Genomic DNA, 16,048 nt, shown 5'->3' with positions numbered 1-16,048 from the left:
GCAAAGGGGCGCTGTACGAGGCCTTTGAACCGACAGAAGCGCGTCGCGTGGCCCGGAAGTTGGAGTTGCACTTCACCCCCAAGCACGGCAGTTGGCTCAACGCCATTGAGCTTGAGTTTGCGGCGTTGACCCGTCAGGCCCTTGATCACCGCATCGGGACGAGCGAAGAGTTGGAGCGCGTGGTCGGGGTGTACGGGAAGCTGCGCAACGAGCGGGGCCGACCCATCGACTGGGCCTTCACCTCGGAGACGGCACGCTCCAAGCTCAGCCGTCTCTACCCCAGAAAACTGACAGACCTTTCCTGACAGCCCACTAGTCCAGTGTCCACTTTCGTCTGGCACTTCATCTGCCCGAAAGAGAGTGCGCTTAAACCACTTTTTCTTCTTCCACCATGTGACAAATCGAAGTGGACACTGGACTAGGGCGTGTAGGCCAAGGGGGCGAAGTGGACCAGCGGGAAGTGGGAGAGGTCGAGCCAGACGGTGCCGAGAGACCGGAGTCACCTTCAGCACTCCCTGGTAGCTCTGCCTCAGAACTACGTTGTAGCCGTATATTCTCCGGCCCTCCGCACTTGGCCTACACGCCCTAGTGGATCGTCAAGTTTGGTCTGTCAGGGCTCCTTCCCCTTCGGCCGTAGTTGCAGCCAGTTAGAAGTGACAGACCGTTCCTGACAGCCCACTAGTGGGCTGTCAAGAACGGTCTGTCACTGTCAGGCTGCTGCAAGCACCGCCAGGAGGAAGGGCTCCTTGACAGACCAAACTTGACGGCCCATAGCAGGACTTTGTCAGTCTGGGGCGGCGCTCAGCCGCCCCTCGCCGTGGTGACCGATCCTGGCAGTCGTGCCCGTCCCCCACAACTGGCAGCGGTCATTTTCGGACTTCCTGTCTCCCTGTCTGAAAACCCTCGACCATCCCAAGCAGCGCACCTGCCTCCCCAGATACGTTCGGGGCCTGCTCGCTCCGTTGGAACGAAAGAGTACCGAGCCCATCGCTGAGCACGTCGGGTGGCCGTACCAACGCCTCCACCATTTCCTGAACGTCAGCCCCTGGACGACTGATTCACTCGACTGCCTCCTGGCCGAACGCGCTCAGTCCCTCTGCGCTGGGAAGAAGGGCGTGCTGATCATTGATGACACCGCTCTGCCTAAAAGCGGCGAGCACAGCGTCGGCGTGGCCCACCAGTATTGCGGTGCGCTGGGGAAACTCGCCAACCGACTGGCCGAGCGTAGCTCGGCCTGCGGCTGTCAGGCGCTGGTGACCCTGACCCTGGCCGACCAGCGTGTCTTCGCGCCGCTCGGCATGCGGCTGTTTCTGCCCAGGGGCTGGACGAACGATCCAGCGCGTTGCTGCCTCGCGGGCGTGCCCGAGGACCTTCAAACGTACAGGTCTAAGGCCGACCTCGCCCTGGAAGAACTCGACCGGGTCCGAGCCCAGGGCGTGACGTTTCGCATCGTCCTGGCTGACGCCGGATACGGCGTCAGCAAAGAGTTCCGTCGGGCGCTCACCACACCGGGCCTGACCTGGGCCGTGGGGGTCGTGGGGCACCAGAAGGTCTTCGGCCAGCACGTGACCGTCCACGACCCGCCGCCAAAAGCCAAGGGAAAGGGGCGACCCAGCAAGCATCCGGTTCCGAGTGAGCAGGCACGTCCCGTCAGGGACGTGCTGCATGCCTTACCGCCGCATCACTGGCACACGGTCAAGGGCGGCAAGAAGTCGCGCTGGCTGGTCGTGCGAGCACGCATTGCCGATGGTGTCGAGGACGCCCGTGGCCGCCATCTCCCCGGCGAGCTGGTCTGGGTGGTCGGGGAGAAGCGTCGAGGTGGTAAGATCAAGTACTACGTCACCAACCACCCGGCCAATACTTCCAAAACGCAGATCGTACGGGACATCAAGGCGCGCTGGGGGTGCGAAACGCTGCACGAGCAGGCCAAGGAGGAACTGGGACTCGACCATTTCGAGGGGCGGTCGTGGCGGGGCCTGACGCACCACGTGGCGTTGGTGATATTGACGATGTTGTTCTTGCAAACGGTACGCGCCTCGACCTGTGGCACCGCGCAGGTCGTGACCTTGCCCCAGGCACGGCGAGAAGCGAGCCGGACCCTGGAGGAGGTCCGGCTCGGTCGCTGTCCGCATTGTGGGGAACAACTGCAGGGAGCGCCTCCATGAGCCCACAGGAGGGTGACATGTCCTACTGACCTCCGTATGGAGAAGGCTAAGGTGTGGATTCTGGTTGCCATAGGGGGGCCGGAGAACTGTCACTTGTTCAGCCCAGTCACTTCTGTGGGCGTGCCGCTCTCCCCGGTGTGCCAGACTGAACCATGACCGCCGCACGACCACTGCTGCTCCTCGCCGCCGTGCTCACCGCGTGCGGCTCTCCGGCCACGTCCCCGGGTGATGATCCGACAAGTAGGGCGTTCATCGGGAGCGGCATGCTGGACAATGCCGTTTCGTCCGACGCCGACCTGTTCTTCACCTTCAATAACGTCACGGTCGGCCATGTCGGCACGCTTTCGGCGAGTGGTGCAGTCATAGTGCGGATTGAGGTATCGGTCATGACGTCTCTCCCGGCGCGAAACCTTTCCGAGTGGCGCACTCAACTGGCGCAGCGGTGTGACGTGACTCGCCTCACCGTGGAGCGCGACGTGCCCTACACTTCGCTGAGCGCCCTGACGTTCCTCGACACCAGAGGACCTTATGAACTGCGCGCACAAACGGATGTCCGTCAGCCCGACGGCACGACCTTCACGGACCGCCGCCTGTTCTTCTTCACCCAGGCGGTAGGTGCAATGAGGGGAGAGGTGACGTGCGCCGCCACCGGAGAGGCATACACCTTCGACGTGCGACTGCAGCCTGGCTGGAACATCGTCCATGAGACGGGAACGTACGACCCCGTCATACAGCGGTATCGAGCGGTCCGTTACGAGGCTCAGGTGGGCTCCACCTACAACGGGCGTTGGGTCATTCATGATGCGACCTTCTAGTGGTCTGTCAGGAAAGGTGCGTCAGTTTTTCGCAAGGGGCAGCTGAGCGCCACCCCAGAGTGACAAAGTCCTGCTAGTGGGCCGTCAACTTTGGTCTGTCAAGGAGCCCTTCCTCCTGGCGGTGCTTGCAGCAGCCTGACAATGACAGACCGTTCTTGACGGCCCACTAGAGGGCGTGATGTGTGCGGTAGAGATGGGAAACGATGCGAATAGGGGGGAAGGCAGGGGAGGGGAGAAAAGGAAAAACGCCCGCTCAGCAGGCCTTCTTGGGAAGTCGTTGGGTTGAGCGGGCGTGATTTGGTCACCTTGACCGGTAGAGGTAAGGGGTCCAAAACCTTCCGTGGCTCTACTACCGCGTTACGCTCAGATCGGTCATTGGCAGGAGGTAACGAAATCTATGCCTGACCCGGATGGCGTCGTCAGGTGCCGCAGAAGGTGCGGTAGCAGGCCGTTACCTCAGCGCCAGCCGGTTCGATGTATTCGGCCTGGTCCTGCGTCTCGTCGTAAGGCCGCCTCAGCGCAGTCAGCAGGCGCCTGAATGGGGCGAGATCTCCTTTGTCGGAGGCCGCTGACAACGCTTCCTCAACGCGGTGGTTGCGCGGGATGACCGCCGGGTTGACGCGGCGCATGCGCTCGGCTCGTTCGCTCCATTCCAGGGCATGCCCGCCTTCGCTCTCAACACGTGATCGCCAGCGGGCAAGCCAGGCGTCGGGCGCCTGCGGTTGGGGGAAGAGGGAACGAAGCAGCATGTCATCGCCGTCCGCCGCATCGGCAAGTCGTCGCCACCCGAGGGTGAAGTCCACCCCGTATTGGTGCAGCAGCGTCAACCAGTCCGCCGCGAGCGCGCGGTCCGGCTCATCGTCGCCACCTCGCAGGCCCAACTTCTCTCGCTGGCCTTTCAACAGCGCGGCGGCGTACCACTCAGGGAATGCATCAATTACCTCGGTCGCCCGGCCGACGGCTTTCGACACGGCGCCTTCGCTCTCATCTTCGGCGATGAGCGGCAGCAGGGTCTCGGCCAGGCGCGCAAGGCTCCAGCGCGCAATCAGGGGCTGATTGCCGTAGGCGTAGCGCCCACCACGGTCAATGGAACTGAACACCGCGTCCGGGTTGTACGCCTCCATGAAGGCACACGGTCCGTAATCGATCGTCTCCCCGGAAATCGTCACGTTGTCGGTGTTCATCACCCCGTGGATGAATCCGACATTCATCCATTGAGCAATGAGAGCGGCTTGCCGCTGTGCCACTCGCCGGAGCAGGGCAAGATACCGGTCAGTTGTACCGACGAGGTCTGGGTCATGCCGGGCAATGGCGTAGTCAGCGAGCTGCCGGACCCGTTCCGTGTCGCGGCGAGCGCTGAAGAACTCGAAGGTGCCTACGCGCAGGTGGCTCGCCGCCACGCGGGTGAGCACGGCACCCGGCAGGGGCCGCTCACGGTAGACAGGCTCGCCCGTGCCCGCCACCGCGAGGGCACGTGTGGTCGGGATCCCGAGTGCATGCATGGCTTCGCCGATCAGCACCTCACGCAGCATGGGGCCAACGGCCGCCTTGCCGTCGCCCCCCCTCGAGAAGGGGGTGCGGCCCGAGCCCTTGAGCATGATGTCGCGGCGGCGTCCGAGCCGATCAATGACCTCACCCAACAGCAGGGCGCGTCCGTCGCCCAGTTGAGGCGAGAACCCGCCGAACTGATGGCCAGCATAGGCTTGGGCGAGCGGTTCGGCCCCCTCAGGAACCTGGTTGCCAGCAAAGATGGCCGCACCTTCGGGCCCGTCCAGCCTTTCGGGATCCAGCCCCAGCTCAAGGGTCAGTTCACGGTTGAAGAACAGCAAGCTCGGTGAAGGAACGGAAGCTGGCTTCCAGGGCGCGTAGAAGCCCTGCAGGTCCCGCGCATAGGTATTGTCGAACCGAAACGTGGAGGCAGACATGTCGGGTAGTCTGACGCCTGCCCACCGTCTTGCCGAACTCAGCTCACAGTCGTGGAGTCTCAGGAAGCGGAATCAGATGATCCAGACCATAGGGGTTTTTGTAGCAGCCGGGCGTCCCCGTGACCTCGCTGATGGGTGTGTACCGTGGGTGCACCGGAATTGGGAAAAGCTGTGATTCTATGGGACATAGTAAACCCAGTAGTTCAAAAAAGCGCTCAGCAGGTGGGCGTTTTTGGGAAGTCGCTGGATTGAGTGGGATGCGTTTGGTTGCCTTGACACGAGCGGTGTCAGGACGCTGCACGAGGCGTTGATTATCTGGGTGCCGAAACCCAGCCCCCTGCTGGGGCCTGGCGTCGTGATCGCGGATAAGGGCGGTTGGATTGTGATCTCGGGTGAGAAGCCGACGGCGGGTGAGGATGGCCAGCTGGTTTTTCGCGTCGCTGCTGGTTGCTGCCCCCGGAATTGACCTGTTCCTGACACCAAACACTTTACGGGTTCGTGATGACGGCACTCTGGAGGGCGACGTGGGGATTCAGGCCATCAACGTGGCCTCAGGTGATTACCGCATGACGCTTCGGCTCTCCACGTCCTATGCCATCCCTGAGGTAACGGAGCTCCCGGTACACAGCCTCGACATACCGATTACCGTACGCGTGCCGTAAAGCGCTCAAGTCTAAGAGCTCGTCGTGGCCGTACCCCTGATGGCTGCATTCGCATGGTAGGTGTAGGGGCGGTAGGGGAGATGGTCAAACCGGACAGCCGACCGACGAGAGGTGCGTTGACGTCAGCGGGGTGAAACCCTCCTCGCGCTGACAGCGCGCTCAGAGCCGCCTCTGGGCGCTGAGCGGTCGCGAGCCGTGGATGAATACGGGGCCGTGCTGGACGTCTTCCTGTGGCAACACCGCGACACTGAGGCGGCCAGAACGTTCTTCTGCAGGTTGTTGGGAGAAGACGACGTCCCGGAGGTCCTTCACACCGACCAGCTCCAGTGCGGGGCAGCGCTGCGCGAGCTTCCCGTGCTCCACCGTGTGGAGCACGTCCAGGTTGTCCCCACCGCCGCTGCAACAACCTCGTGGACAGTCGCATCGCCGGGCACGGCGGCAGGAACGCAGCCAGCTCAGCTTCAAGCGACGACGGCGCACTCAGGAAGTTCTCGCCCCGCACGCCCGAGTCTCGAACCTTCACCGGCACACCCGAATCACCGTCCCCGCCCCGGTCCGACGAGGCACCCCGTCCACAGCGTTCCAGGTCGGACAGGAGGCGATTCATCAGGCGGCCTGACGTTCAGGCCACCTGCTGCAGTAATCGACCCTGCCTCAATGAGGTTGCCAGAACCTTTGCAAGGCTGCTGGTGACCCTGCCCCTTTACCAAAAGTTGTGTAGGCTGGACACCTGAAGCTCCAGGTACCCATGAGCGAATTCAGTCTCCTGGTGGGGCGAATCGCGGAAAGCTTGTCGCCGCCTGGCAACCTTTCTGAGCGAGGCGAGCGTTGCCCTGCCTTGCGGGCCTCCCTCCTGGAGAGGTTTCGAACGCTGTCACGGGGTTGTGGCTGACCATTCGGCCAGCTGCAGTCCAGCCGAAAATCCAAGACGCTCTGAAAGCTCGCGGCTGGCTTCGCGGATCAGGCCAAGGTACCGCTCCTGATTGTTCGGGTCGAGGCGCATCAGTGGCCCGGCGATGCTGACGGACGCCACGGCCTGACCCTGGTCATCGAAGATGGGGGCGGCAATCGAGAAGGTGTCCTCCTCCAGATCCGAGATCGCCACATGCGTCCCGTCTTCCCGGATGTGGCGCAGCGCCTGTTCCAGTGCCGCGGCATCGGTGATGGTGCCCGCGGTGAACCGTTCGAGGGGCCGGGAGAGAATGGCGTCCAGTACGTCCCGGGGCGCGTAAGCGAGCAGCACCTTGGACGACCCACCGGCATGGAGAGGGCCGACGCGCCCGATACGAGCGAACATTCTCACCGGGTGTGGTGAGGTTCGGACGTCGACGACCAGGGAATGCTGGCCTTCACGGACCACGAGGTGGATATTTTCCCCGGTCTCGTCCGCCAGTCGGTCGAGGATCGGCCGGGCCGCCTGGTTCAGCGAATACTGCTCCCGGGCCTGCTGACCGAGGATGAGGGAAGCCGAGCCCAGGCGCACCGCGTGCTCGTCGTCGAACCAGACGTAACCGAGGCGCGCCAGCGTCTGGAGGATTCGGTAGACCTTGCTCCTCGTCATGCCCGCCCGGGTGGCCAGCTGCGGGATTTTCAGTTCCGGGAATTGGCCGACCAGGGCCAGGACCTGCAGGCCAGCTTCCAGGGCCGAGATGGTGTACTCCGCTGAGGACTCCGGGGCTGCACTTGACTTTGGCATACGTTGACCGCACACTACACGCAAATACAGTCCACCATATGAATCGTTAGTTCACCTGGTGAATCACAGGGGGATGGATATGCTGCACGCTGCAGAACGCCAGCTTCTCGACGCCGTCACGCTCGACCGACCCTGGGACCTGATCACGACCTTCAGCAGCCTCAAGCGCGAGCACCCCAGCGACGTGCAGCGCGCCGCGGAGCAGATCGAGCAGCGCCTCCGTGAGCTCGGCATTCCCGTCGAGGTGCACCGCGCGGACCTGTTTCTCAGCCTGCCGCGTCAGGCGAGCGTGACAGTCGGCGACGAGACCTTCTTCGCCAAGCCGATGGCCATGAGTGCCATCTACCGGGACGGGCTGGCGGCACCCCTGGTCTACCAGCCCAGCGTGTACGCGGCGAATGCCGACGACATGTTCTCCAGCGCCCTCCTGGCGGGGAATGTGGATGTCCGCGGCAAGATCGTCATCACCGAGGGCTTCGGCATGCCGGGCAAGATCCGGGAACTCGAACGGCGCGGGGCGGTGGGCGTGATCGCCATCAACCCCGGGGCCCGCGCCCACTGGGGCATCTGCACGAGCATCTGGGGAACCCCGGACCTGCACGACCTGCCGCGCAAACCCCAGGTGGCGGTCGCCAACGTCAACCGGCCCGATGGGGACCGGCTGATCGAACTGGCGCAGGCCGGGGCGAACGCCGTACTGAAGACCGATCTGGAGGAGGGCTGGTTTCCCTCGCCCATCCCCGTCGTCACCATCCCCGGGACGGAGGACCCCGAGGCGTTCGTCCTGCTCCACGGGCACTACGACTCCTGGGATTACGGGGTGGGCGACAACGCCGTCGGGGACGCCACCCTGCTGGAAGTCGCCCGCAACCTCTGGAACCACCGTGCTGAGCTGCGCCGCAGCGTCCGGATCGCCTGGTGGCCGGGGCACTCGACCGGACGGTACGCGGGGAGCACCTGGTATGCCGACCACTTCGCCCTGGACCTGTACCGCAACTGCGTGGTCCAGATCAACTGCGACTCTCCGGGCTGCCGCTGGGCGACCGAGTACAAGGACGTGAGCGTGATGGCGGAGGCCACCGGCTGGGCGGGCGACATCATCCGTGACGTCACGGGCCAGGAGATGCACGCGGAACGCCCGGTGCGCGCGGGCGACTACTCCTTCAACAACATCGGGCTGAGCGGGTTTTTCATGCTGCTCTCGACTATGCCCGATGACCTGCGCGCCGAGAAGGGCTATTACGCGGTGGGGGGCTGCGGGGGCAACATCGCCTGGCACACCGAGGACGACACCCTGGAGGTGGCCGACCGCGACATCCTGCTCAAGGACATCCGGATCTACCTGCTGTCGGCCTACCGCACCGCCAACCAGACCATCATCCCCTTCGACTACACCCGGACCCTGGACGAGATCGGCGAGGCGCTGAACGAGTACGCGGCTGCGGCGGGGACGGCCTTCGATCTTAGCCCGACGCGCTCGGCGGTCCACGAGCTGCGCCTCGACCTGCAGCGGCTGGTCCGCGCCGCCCAGGAGTTGAGCGATGAGTCCCTCGCGTCTCCCGCGGTGCGCCGGGTGAACGTCGCGCTGATCTCGGTGGCCCGGCACCTCGTTCAGGCCAGCTATACGCAGGTCCCCGCGTTCTTCCACGATCCCGCCGAGCATGTGCCGACGCTCCCCGACCTCGCCATTCTCGGGCAGCTCGAGGGGGCCGGTCCTGAAGAGCGCGGTTTCGTGCTCACCCACGCGACCCGCGGCCAGAACCGCCTGGTCGCCCACCTTACGGACGCCCGGGACGCCGTTCGGGGCGCCCTGGAACGCATCGAGATTCCCGTCCAAGGAGGACAGTGATGAAACGACCGTTGATGGCGCTGAGTTTCGCCCTGGGCGTGGGGGTCGCGGGGGCCCAGCAGGGCATCCTGCAGCTGCCCCTGATCAACGACCCGATCATGAACCCCCTGATCGCGCCCGAGCTGGGCAGCATCCTGGTGAACAAGGTGATCTTCCCAGGCCTGGTGCGGCCCAACGAGGACCTCCAGCCGGTCCCCGACCTCGCCAAAAGCTGGACGATCACCAACGGGGGCCTGGTCTACACCTTTACCCTGCGGGACAACGTGCGCTGGCACGACGGCAAGCCGTTTACCGCCGATGACGTGGTGTTTACGTTCAACGCGGCCCGGGACCCGAAGAGCGGTTCACGCCTGGCTTCGGACTTCAGCTCCATCAAGTCGGTGGAGGCGAGGGGCAAGAACACCGTACGTTTCGTCCTCTCCCGCCCCTTCGCGCCGTTCCTGATCCTGCTGGGGCACAACGCGGGCATCCTGCCCAAACATCTCCTGGAGGGCAAGGACCTCAACTCGGCGACCGCCTTCAACCGCCAGATGCCCATTGGCACCGGGCCCTTCAAGGTCTCCCGGGTCGTGCCCGGTGCGAGCGTCACCCTGGTCGCCAACAAGGACTACTACGGCGGCCCCCCCAAGCTGGCGGGCATCACCTTCAAGGTCGTGCCGGACCTCAACACCCAGGTCGCGCAGTTGCGTTCCGGGGGGCTCGACTGGGTGACGCTGGAACCCAGCAACCTGCCCAGCGTCCAGGGCGCGCAGAACGTCACCATCAAACAGGCCGACGCCGTCCAGCACTACCTGGTGTTCTTCAACCTGAAAAACCCGCTGTTTACCAGTGCCACGGTGCGGCGCGCGATGCAGTATGCGGTCAACCGCAAGGCCATCATCGACGGCATCCTCAAGGGCTACGCCGCCTATCCCACGAGCACCATCCCGACGGCGCTGCGCACCTACTACGACAAGTCCATCAAGCCGATCACCTACGATCCGGCGCAGGCCAAAAAGCTCCTCGCGCAGGCGGGCTGGAAACCCAATGCCCAGGGCATGCTCGTGAACGCCAAGGGTGAGCCCTTCAAGTTCACCTTGATCGTGGACAAGGGCAACGCCACCCGTGAACAGGCGGCGCTGGCCGTGCAGCAGGACCTCAAGAAGATCGGCATGGACGTCACCCTGCAGACCCTGGAGTTCGCCACCTTGGTGCGCGACTACCTGATTCCCGGGAAGTACGACGCGAACCTGATCTGGTGGACCACCCCCCCCGACCCGGACCAATACTCGTTCTACGCCACCGGCCAGGACAACAACGAGGCGTCCTGGAGCAACGCGCGCGCCGACTCCCTGCTCAAGCGGGGCCGCGAGACGGTGGACCCGGCCGCCCGCAAGAACATCTACAACGCCTACCAGCGGCTGACCATGCAGGACCCTCCGGTGCTCGTCCTCTACTATCCCAAGGAACTGCAGGCCATCAGCAAGAGGCTGACCGGCGTCCCTGACCTGGGCATCCGCGACGCCCTGCGCTATAGCGAGCGGTTCCAGCTGCGCTGATGCTCACCCCCGGATACGTCGCCCGGCGCGTCCTGCACGCGCTGGTCGTGCTGGCCGTGGTGGGGGTCGTGACCTTTTTCATCGTGCGGCTCGCCCCGGGGGGGCCCTCGCTGCTGGCGGACCCGGCCCTGCGGGACGCCGAACGAGCCGCCATCGAGGCACGTCTGGGGCTGAACGATCCCCTGCCGCTGCAGTTTCTCAAGTTCGTGGGGAGCGCCGTTCGGGGCGACCTCGGGCAGAGCTTCCTGTTCGGAACGCCCACCCTGCAGGTCATCGCCTCGCGCCTGGGCAACACGCTCATCCTGGCGGGCGCCTCCCTGCTGCTGACGCTGCTCGTCGCGGTGCCGCTCGGCACCCTCTGCGGCCTGCGCCCGCACTCCTGGCTGGACCGGCTGATCAGCGTGATCAGCGTCGTGGTGCTCGCGGTGCCCGTCTTCTGGCTGGGCCTGATGCTGATCATCGCCCTCGCGGTCCTGCGCCCGGTGCTGCCCGCGGGCGGGATGTACACCACCGGCCGGGAAGGGGACGTGGGGGACCTCCTGCGGCATCTCCTGCTGCCCGCAGTCGTGCTCGCGAGCGCTTCCATCGCGGAGCTGCTGCGCTACACACGTTCCAGTGTCCGCAGCGCCGCGCGGCTCGACCATGTCCGGACGGCGCGGGCCAAAGGGCTGCCGCAGCGCGCCGTGAACCGGCGCCACGTCCTGAAGAATGCCCTGATCCCAGTCGTCACCGTGATCGGCCTGCAACTCCCCCGCCTGGTGGGGGGCGCCGCGGTGACCGAGACCATCTTCGCGTGGCCCGGCATGGGGCGGCTCAGCGTGGAAGCGGCGCTGGGACGCGACTACCCGCTGATCCTCGGCGTGACCCTGGTGGTGGCGCTCGCCGTGGTGCTCTTCAACCTGCTCGTCGATCTGCTCTACCCCCTGATCGACCCCCGGATCCGCACGGAGGTCTGACTTGACGGCCCGGCTGCTCAACTCCCCCCAGGCGCCGGCCCAGCGAACCTGGCGTCGACTGCGCCGTGACCCGGTGGCGGTCACGGCGGCGGCCGTCCTGATCGCGGTGGTCCTGTTCGCGTTCCTGGGGCCGGTGCTGCGGCCCGTCAACCCGGAGGCCCTCGACCTGGGCAACACCCTGGGGCGCGTGAGCTGGAGCCATCCCCTGGGCACCGATGAGAACGGCCGTGACGTCCTGATCCGGCTGATGCTCGGTGGGCGTGTCAGCCTGCTGGTCGGCCTCTTCGCGGTGCTGGTTTCCTTGATCGTCGGCACGTTCATCGGCGCGCTGGCGGGATTCTATGGCGGGTGGCTGGAGGGCCTGCTGATGCGGTTCACCGACGGCATCCTGGCCCTGCCCGCCTTTTTCGTCAGCGTTCTCACCCTGACCTTTTTCGGCCCGGGGCTGGTGCCGCTGGTCCTCGTCATCGGCCTGACCTCCTGGATGGGGCTCGCCCGGCTGGTGCGCGGCGAGGTCCTGAAATACCGCGAGGAGCAGTACGTGGAGGCCGCCCGCGCGCTGGGCGGGCGCGACGGCCGGGTGCTGTTCCGGCACGTGCTGCCCCAGGTGCTGCCCACCCTGATCGTGAATGCCAGCGTCGGCATTAGCACGGCCATCCTGGCGGAATCGGCGCTGTCCTTCCTCGGCCTGGGCATCCAGCCCCCCAACGCCAGCTGGGGAAACATGCTCAGCGGCGCCCAGAACTACTTCTACACCGCCCCCCGACTTGCCGTGTACCCCGGGTTGTTGATCCTCGTCACGGTGCTGGCGAGCAACCTGCTGGGCGACGCCGTGCGGGACGCCACGGATCCAACCAGTTGAAGGCACTTCAGGAGGCCCATGCAGAAGAAATGGAATGGCAGGGTATTCGGGCCTCGGCGCAGGGAGGCACATGCCCACGGTTTCACCGCTTCGGAGGACTCCGGCGAGTTCCCGGCGTTTCGCAGCCATACCAAGGAGGAGCATGAACGTTGAGGCCATCCACGCTGACCTGAAGCATCATTTTGAGGACGACCTGGAAGACATCCGCCGCTTCCTGCGCCAGCCCAGCATCAGTTACACCGGCGAAGGCATCCGCGAGACGGCACGCGCCGTGGCCGATCTCATCGCCTCCCTGGGCGGCGAGGCCGAGGTCGTCGAGACCCCGGGCCATCCCATCGTGTACGGCGAGCTGTGGCAGGACGCTCCCCAGACCCTGCTGATCTACGGCATGTACGACGTGATGCCCACCGACGAGGACGGCTGGATGGCCGAGCCGTTCGGCGCCGAAATCCACGACCTGCCCGGGCTGGGGCCCAGCGTCATCTGCCGGGGGGCCGTCAACACCAAGGGGCCGCTCGCCGCCTTCTTCACCGCCATGCGGAGCATTCAACGGGTGGACGGGAAGTTGCCGGTCAACCTGCTGTTCGCCGTCGAGGGCGAGGAGGAGATGGGTAGCCGCTCTTTTCCGGCCTTTGCCGAGCGGTACGCGGATAGGCTCCGGCGGGCCGACGCGGTGTTGTTTCCCTTCTTCGAGCAGGATGAGGCCGGGATGCCCAGCCTGGTGCTGGGCACCAAGGGAATGCTGTACGTGGAGCTGATCTGCACCGGCGGCGACTGGGGCGGCCCCACCGAGCGCGGCATCCACGGCAGTTACAACGCCTGGGTGAGGAATCCGGCGTGGCGACTCACTCGAGCCCTCGCCAGCTTTATCGACGACGACGAAACCATTCGGGTGAAGGGCTTTTTCGACGACGTGCGCCCGCTCCCGGACCGGGAGGCGGCCCTGCTCGACGAGCAGATCGACGGGGGCCTGTTCGACGCCGGGGTGTTCCGGGAAGCGTACGCCGTGCGGCGGCTCAAGGAGCCGGACGACCGCCGGGCCTGGCACCGGCTGTTCTCGCAGCCGCAGCTCAATATCGACGGCCTGGCCGCGGGCTACATCGGCCCGGAAACCAAGACCGTGCTCCCGCATCAGGCGACGGCCAAGGTGGACGTGCGGATGGTGCCCGACATGGACCCCGATAAGGTCCTGGCCGGGTTGCGGGCTCACCTGGACGAGGGAGGATTCTCTGACATCGAGATTAAGGTCTACAACAAGTACCCCTGGTCGAAGCTCAGCCTGGACGAACCCGCCGTGCAGGCGATGATCCGCACCTACCGGGCGCTGCACGGGGAGCTGCAGCTGTGGCCTATCAATCCCGGAAGTGCGCCCTATTACGTCTTCGAGCGCCTGCTGGGCCTGCCTTACGTCACCGGTGGCCTGGGCCACGGCTCGCGGCAGCATTCCAGCAACGAGTACTGCACGGTGGCGGGCATCCTGGACTTCGAGCGGTCGATGGTCACGTTTCTGGACGAATTCACGCGGGGGCAGACCCCGGAGGGAGACGAACATGCGTAAATGGCTTCTGGCGGGACTTCTCTTGGCGGGCGGCGCATCAGCGAAGACCATTGTGTTTGGGCTGAGCGGTGAGCCCATCAGCCTGGACCCCAGTGTCACGGCGGACGGCAACAGTGCGTACGTTCAGACGCAGATCTACAACAGCCTGATCAGCTTCAAGCCCGGCACCGTGGATTTGCAGCCGGACCTGGCGCTTCGCTGGACCACCAGCAACGACGGTTTGACCTGGACGTTCTACCTGCGCCAGAACGTCAAGTTCCACGACGGCACGCCGCTGAACGCGGAGGCCGTGCGCTTCAACTTCCTGCGGTGGTGGGACCCCAGCTTCCAGTTCGGCGCGAAGAAACCCTTCCTGGGCTGGAAGAACAACCTGGGCGGCTTCAAGGGCGAGGCGAGTTCCATCGTCAAGGACGTGCGGGTCAGGAATGCCTACGCCATCGACATCGTGCTGGGGCAGCCCTATCCGGCCCTCGGCTCGGTGCTGGCCGACGCGGGGCTGTTCGGCATCGCCAGCCCCACGGCCATCCGGAAAGACCCCGTGCAGTACGGCACCCCTGCAGGTCTGGCGGTGGGGACGGGCCCCTTCGTGCTGAAGAAGTGGACCAGCGGCGTCAACGTGGAGCTCAGCCGCAATCCCAGGTACTTCCGCGCCGGGCTGCCCAAATCCGACACCCTGGTCTTCCGCTTCGTCAAGGACCCCGCCGGGCGCCTCAACGAGCTGCTCACGGGTGGGGTGGACATCGCGGCCGAGCTGCTCCCCGACCAGCTCAAGGCTATCCAGTCCAATGCCAAGCTGAGGGATGTCCTGCGCCCCGCCCTCAATCTCGGGTACCTGGGGCTGAACACCAGTTACAAGCCGCTTTCGGACGTGCGGGTTCGCACGGCGATCGCCATGGCCCTGAACAAGAAGGCCATCGTGGACGCCTTCTGGAACGGTCTGGGTACCACTGACGGCCACCTGCTGCCGCCGCCCCTCGCGAGGTACTACGCCAAGACGGTCACCGATTACAAGTTCGATCCGGCGGCAGCCAAGAGGATGCTGGCCGCCGCGGGTTACCCGAACGGCTTCACGCTGGACCTGTGGTACATGCCCGTCTCGCGCCCCTACTACCCGACCCCGAAGCCCATTGCCGAGGCGATGGCCGCCGACCTCTCGGCCATCGGCATCAAGGTCAACCTCAAGACCGCCGACTGGGCCAAGTACCTGCAGGACCGCCAGGACGGCAAGCTCCAGGCGTTCATGCTCGGCTTCGTGTACGTCACCGATCCTGACAGCGCCTACACCTACCTGATCGCTGGCGGCTCGACCACCGACATCAGCTGGACCAGCCCGGAGGCGGACGCGGCCCTCGCCAGCGCCCGCAAGCTGCCGAACGCGGCCCAGCGCCTGCCCTACTACCAGAAGGTCGACGAGATCATGTTCAAGGAGGCCGTGCGCATCCCTATCGTGCATTCGCGCTTGCTGGTGGCCAGCGGCGCAGGGGTGAAGGGCTGGGTCCCCAGCCCGACGGGGTCGGAGAAGCTGGATACGGTCGAAAAATAAGGGTGCCCACTCGAGCCTTCTGACACGACTTTTCCCCACCAGGAGCCCCCATGACGGACCTTCAGGACGCCCCGATGCAGCAGAAGAACTACAGCGGCTACAAGTCGTTCTCGTACCTGGAAGCGGGCAGGGATTATCGGGTCTGGCCGCTGGCCCCCGAACTCAACCGGGTTCCCAGCCGCCGGGTCGAGGTGACCCCGGAGCAGGAGGCGCGGGTGCGGCGGCTGTTTCAGGAAGAGCTGATGATCTCGCTGCACGACCACTGCTTCGTGGCCCCGCAGGACCTCTCCCAGTTTCTGGAGTTCCGCCGCTGGGGCCGGGACTTCACCGGCTACGAGGGCCTGAGTGTCTCCGGTCTCGACGCGGTGTTCGACAACCTGATGAACGGGACCGCCATGATCACTTCGCGCGGCGGCTGGAAGTGGGAGGACATCATCTACGACCTGGGCATGCGCCTGTCCGACATCGCGCACCAGGAG

13 protein-coding genes and 1 pseudogene (1 of these 14 only partly in view) are annotated in these 16,048 nt (G+C 65.3%); 12 read left to right on the top strand and 2 right to left on the bottom strand.

Features of this window, described 5'->3' with window-relative positions; all coding sequences use genetic code 11:
- The 3 genes from F784_RS0120750 to F784_RS0120740 form a co-directional block, all read left to right on the top strand.
- On the top strand, nt 1-305 hold a 305-nt coding region (locus F784_RS0120750; protein WP_019588632.1), incomplete at its 5' end, for a transposase.
- 534 nt (nt 306-839) lie between these two features.
- Nucleotides 840-2,165 carry an IS701 family transposase gene (locus tag F784_RS0120745; protein WP_169405724.1) on the top strand — a complete coding sequence of 442 codons (1,326 nt, stop codon included), beginning with the start codon at nt 840-842 and terminating at the stop codon, nt 2,163-2,165.
- Between the two features lie 152 nt (nt 2,166-2,317).
- On the top strand, nt 2,318-2,980 hold the full coding sequence (locus tag F784_RS0120740) for a hypothetical protein (RefSeq protein WP_157465423.1): 663 nt from the start codon (nt 2,318-2,320) through the stop codon (nt 2,978-2,980).
- Nucleotides 2,981-3,399: 419 nt separating this feature from the next.
- Here the strand turns inward: F784_RS0120740 and F784_RS0120735 are convergent, their stop codons facing one another.
- Nucleotides 3,400-4,905 (bottom strand): protein adenylyltransferase SelO, encoded by a 1,506-nt coding sequence (locus F784_RS0120735; protein ID WP_019588629.1) that lies wholly within the window; start codon nt 4,903-4,905, stop codon nt 3,400-3,402.
- A gap of 416 nt (nt 4,906-5,321) precedes the next feature.
- Here F784_RS0120735 and F784_RS0120730 point away from each other — a divergent pair, with 416 nt between their 5' ends.
- Together F784_RS0120730 and F784_RS25680 are read left to right on the top strand one after the other, a co-directional pair.
- Nucleotides 5,322-5,567: a hypothetical protein gene (locus tag F784_RS0120730; RefSeq protein ID WP_019588628.1), complete on the top strand. Its 246-nt coding sequence runs from the start codon at nt 5,322-5,324 to the stop codon at nt 5,565-5,567.
- A 189-nt stretch (nt 5,568-5,756) separates the two neighbouring features.
- Nucleotides 5,757-6,186 (top strand): annotated as a pseudogene (locus tag F784_RS25680) (DDE-type integrase/transposase/recombinase); the annotation flags it as partial.
- Between the two features lie 255 nt (nt 6,187-6,441).
- Here the strand turns inward: F784_RS25680 and F784_RS0120720 are convergent.
- Nucleotides 6,442-7,263, bottom strand: coding sequence for an IclR family transcriptional regulator (locus tag F784_RS0120720; RefSeq protein ID WP_019588626.1), 822 nt, complete (start codon nt 7,261-7,263; stop codon nt 6,442-6,444).
- Nucleotides 7,264-7,342: 79 nt separating this feature from the next.
- Here F784_RS0120720 and F784_RS0120715 point away from each other — a divergent pair, with 79 nt between their 5' ends.
- The 7 genes from F784_RS0120715 to F784_RS0120685 form a co-directional block, all read left to right on the top strand.
- Nucleotides 7,343-9,112 carry a M28 family peptidase gene (locus F784_RS0120715; protein ID WP_019588625.1) on the top strand — a complete coding sequence of 590 codons (1,770 nt, stop codon included), beginning with the start codon at nt 7,343-7,345 and terminating at the stop codon, nt 9,110-9,112.
- Nucleotides 9,112-10,650: an ABC transporter substrate-binding protein gene (locus F784_RS0120710; RefSeq protein WP_026332624.1), complete on the top strand. Its 1,539-nt coding sequence runs from the start codon at nt 9,112-9,114 to the stop codon at nt 10,648-10,650. Before F784_RS0120715 ends, F784_RS0120710 begins: the two co-directional genes overlap by 1 nt.
- Nucleotides 10,650-11,606, top strand: coding sequence for an ABC transporter permease (locus F784_RS0120705; protein WP_019588623.1), 957 nt, complete (start codon nt 10,650-10,652; stop codon nt 11,604-11,606). The genes F784_RS0120710 and F784_RS0120705 overlap by 1 nt, the downstream gene beginning before the upstream one ends.
- Nucleotide 11,607: 1 nt before the next feature.
- Complete coding sequence (locus tag F784_RS0120700) at nt 11,608-12,468, top strand: ABC transporter permease (protein WP_019588622.1); 861 nt, start codon at nt 11,608-11,610, stop codon at nt 12,466-12,468.
- Between the two features lie 142 nt (nt 12,469-12,610).
- Nucleotides 12,611-14,026 carry a M20/M25/M40 family metallo-hydrolase gene (locus F784_RS0120695; protein WP_019588621.1) on the top strand — a complete coding sequence of 472 codons (1,416 nt, stop codon included), beginning with the start codon at nt 12,611-12,613 and terminating at the stop codon, nt 14,024-14,026.
- Entirely contained in the window at nt 14,019-15,569 is a 1,551-nt protein-coding gene (locus tag F784_RS0120690; RefSeq protein ID WP_026332623.1) for an ABC transporter substrate-binding protein, read from the top strand. The genes F784_RS0120695 and F784_RS0120690 overlap by 8 nt, the downstream gene beginning before the upstream one ends.
- 50 nt (nt 15,570-15,619) lie before the next feature.
- Nucleotides 15,620-16,048, top strand: the start of a protein-coding gene (locus F784_RS0120685) for a dipeptidase (protein WP_019588619.1). Its footprint extends 798 nt past the window's final position; only the first 429 of its 1,227 coding nucleotides appear in the window; the start codon lies at nt 15,620-15,622; the stop codon falls past the right edge of the window.

The organism is Deinococcus apachensis DSM 19763 (assembly GCF_000381345.1).
Lineage (GTDB): Bacteria > Deinococcota > Deinococci > Deinococcales > Deinococcaceae > Deinococcus > Deinococcus apachensis.
The sequence above is the reverse complement of the archived record's forward strand: the minus strand, read 5'-3'. Positions and strand labels throughout refer to the sequence as shown.

Bases quoted from the DNA above. Each gene is read 5' to 3' on its own strand.
- F784_RS0120740 (WP_157465423.1), top strand. From the start codon at position 2,318: ATGACCGCCGCACGACCACTGCTGCTCCTCGCCGCCGTGCTCACCGCG.
- F784_RS0120735 (WP_019588629.1), bottom strand. From the start codon at position 4,905: ATGTCTGCCTCCACGTTTCGGTTCGACAATACCTATGCGCGGGACCTG.
- F784_RS0120730 (WP_019588628.1), top strand. From the start codon at position 5,322: ATGGCCAGCTGGTTTTTCGCGTCGCTGCTGGTTGCTGCCCCCGGAATT.
- F784_RS0120720 (WP_019588626.1), bottom strand. From the start codon at position 7,263: ATGCCAAAGTCAAGTGCAGCCCCGGAGTCCTCAGCGGAGTACACCATC.
- F784_RS0120715 (WP_019588625.1), top strand. From the start codon at position 7,343: ATGCTGCACGCTGCAGAACGCCAGCTTCTCGACGCCGTCACGCTCGAC.
- F784_RS0120710 (WP_026332624.1), top strand. From the start codon at position 9,112: ATGAAACGACCGTTGATGGCGCTGAGTTTCGCCCTGGGCGTGGGGGTC.
- F784_RS0120705 (WP_019588623.1), top strand. From the start codon at position 10,650: ATGCTCACCCCCGGATACGTCGCCCGGCGCGTCCTGCACGCGCTGGTC.
- F784_RS0120695 (WP_019588621.1), top strand. From the start codon at position 12,611: ATGAACGTTGAGGCCATCCACGCTGACCTGAAGCATCATTTTGAGGAC.
- F784_RS0120690 (WP_026332623.1), top strand. From the start codon at position 14,019: ATGCGTAAATGGCTTCTGGCGGGACTTCTCTTGGCGGGCGGCGCATCA.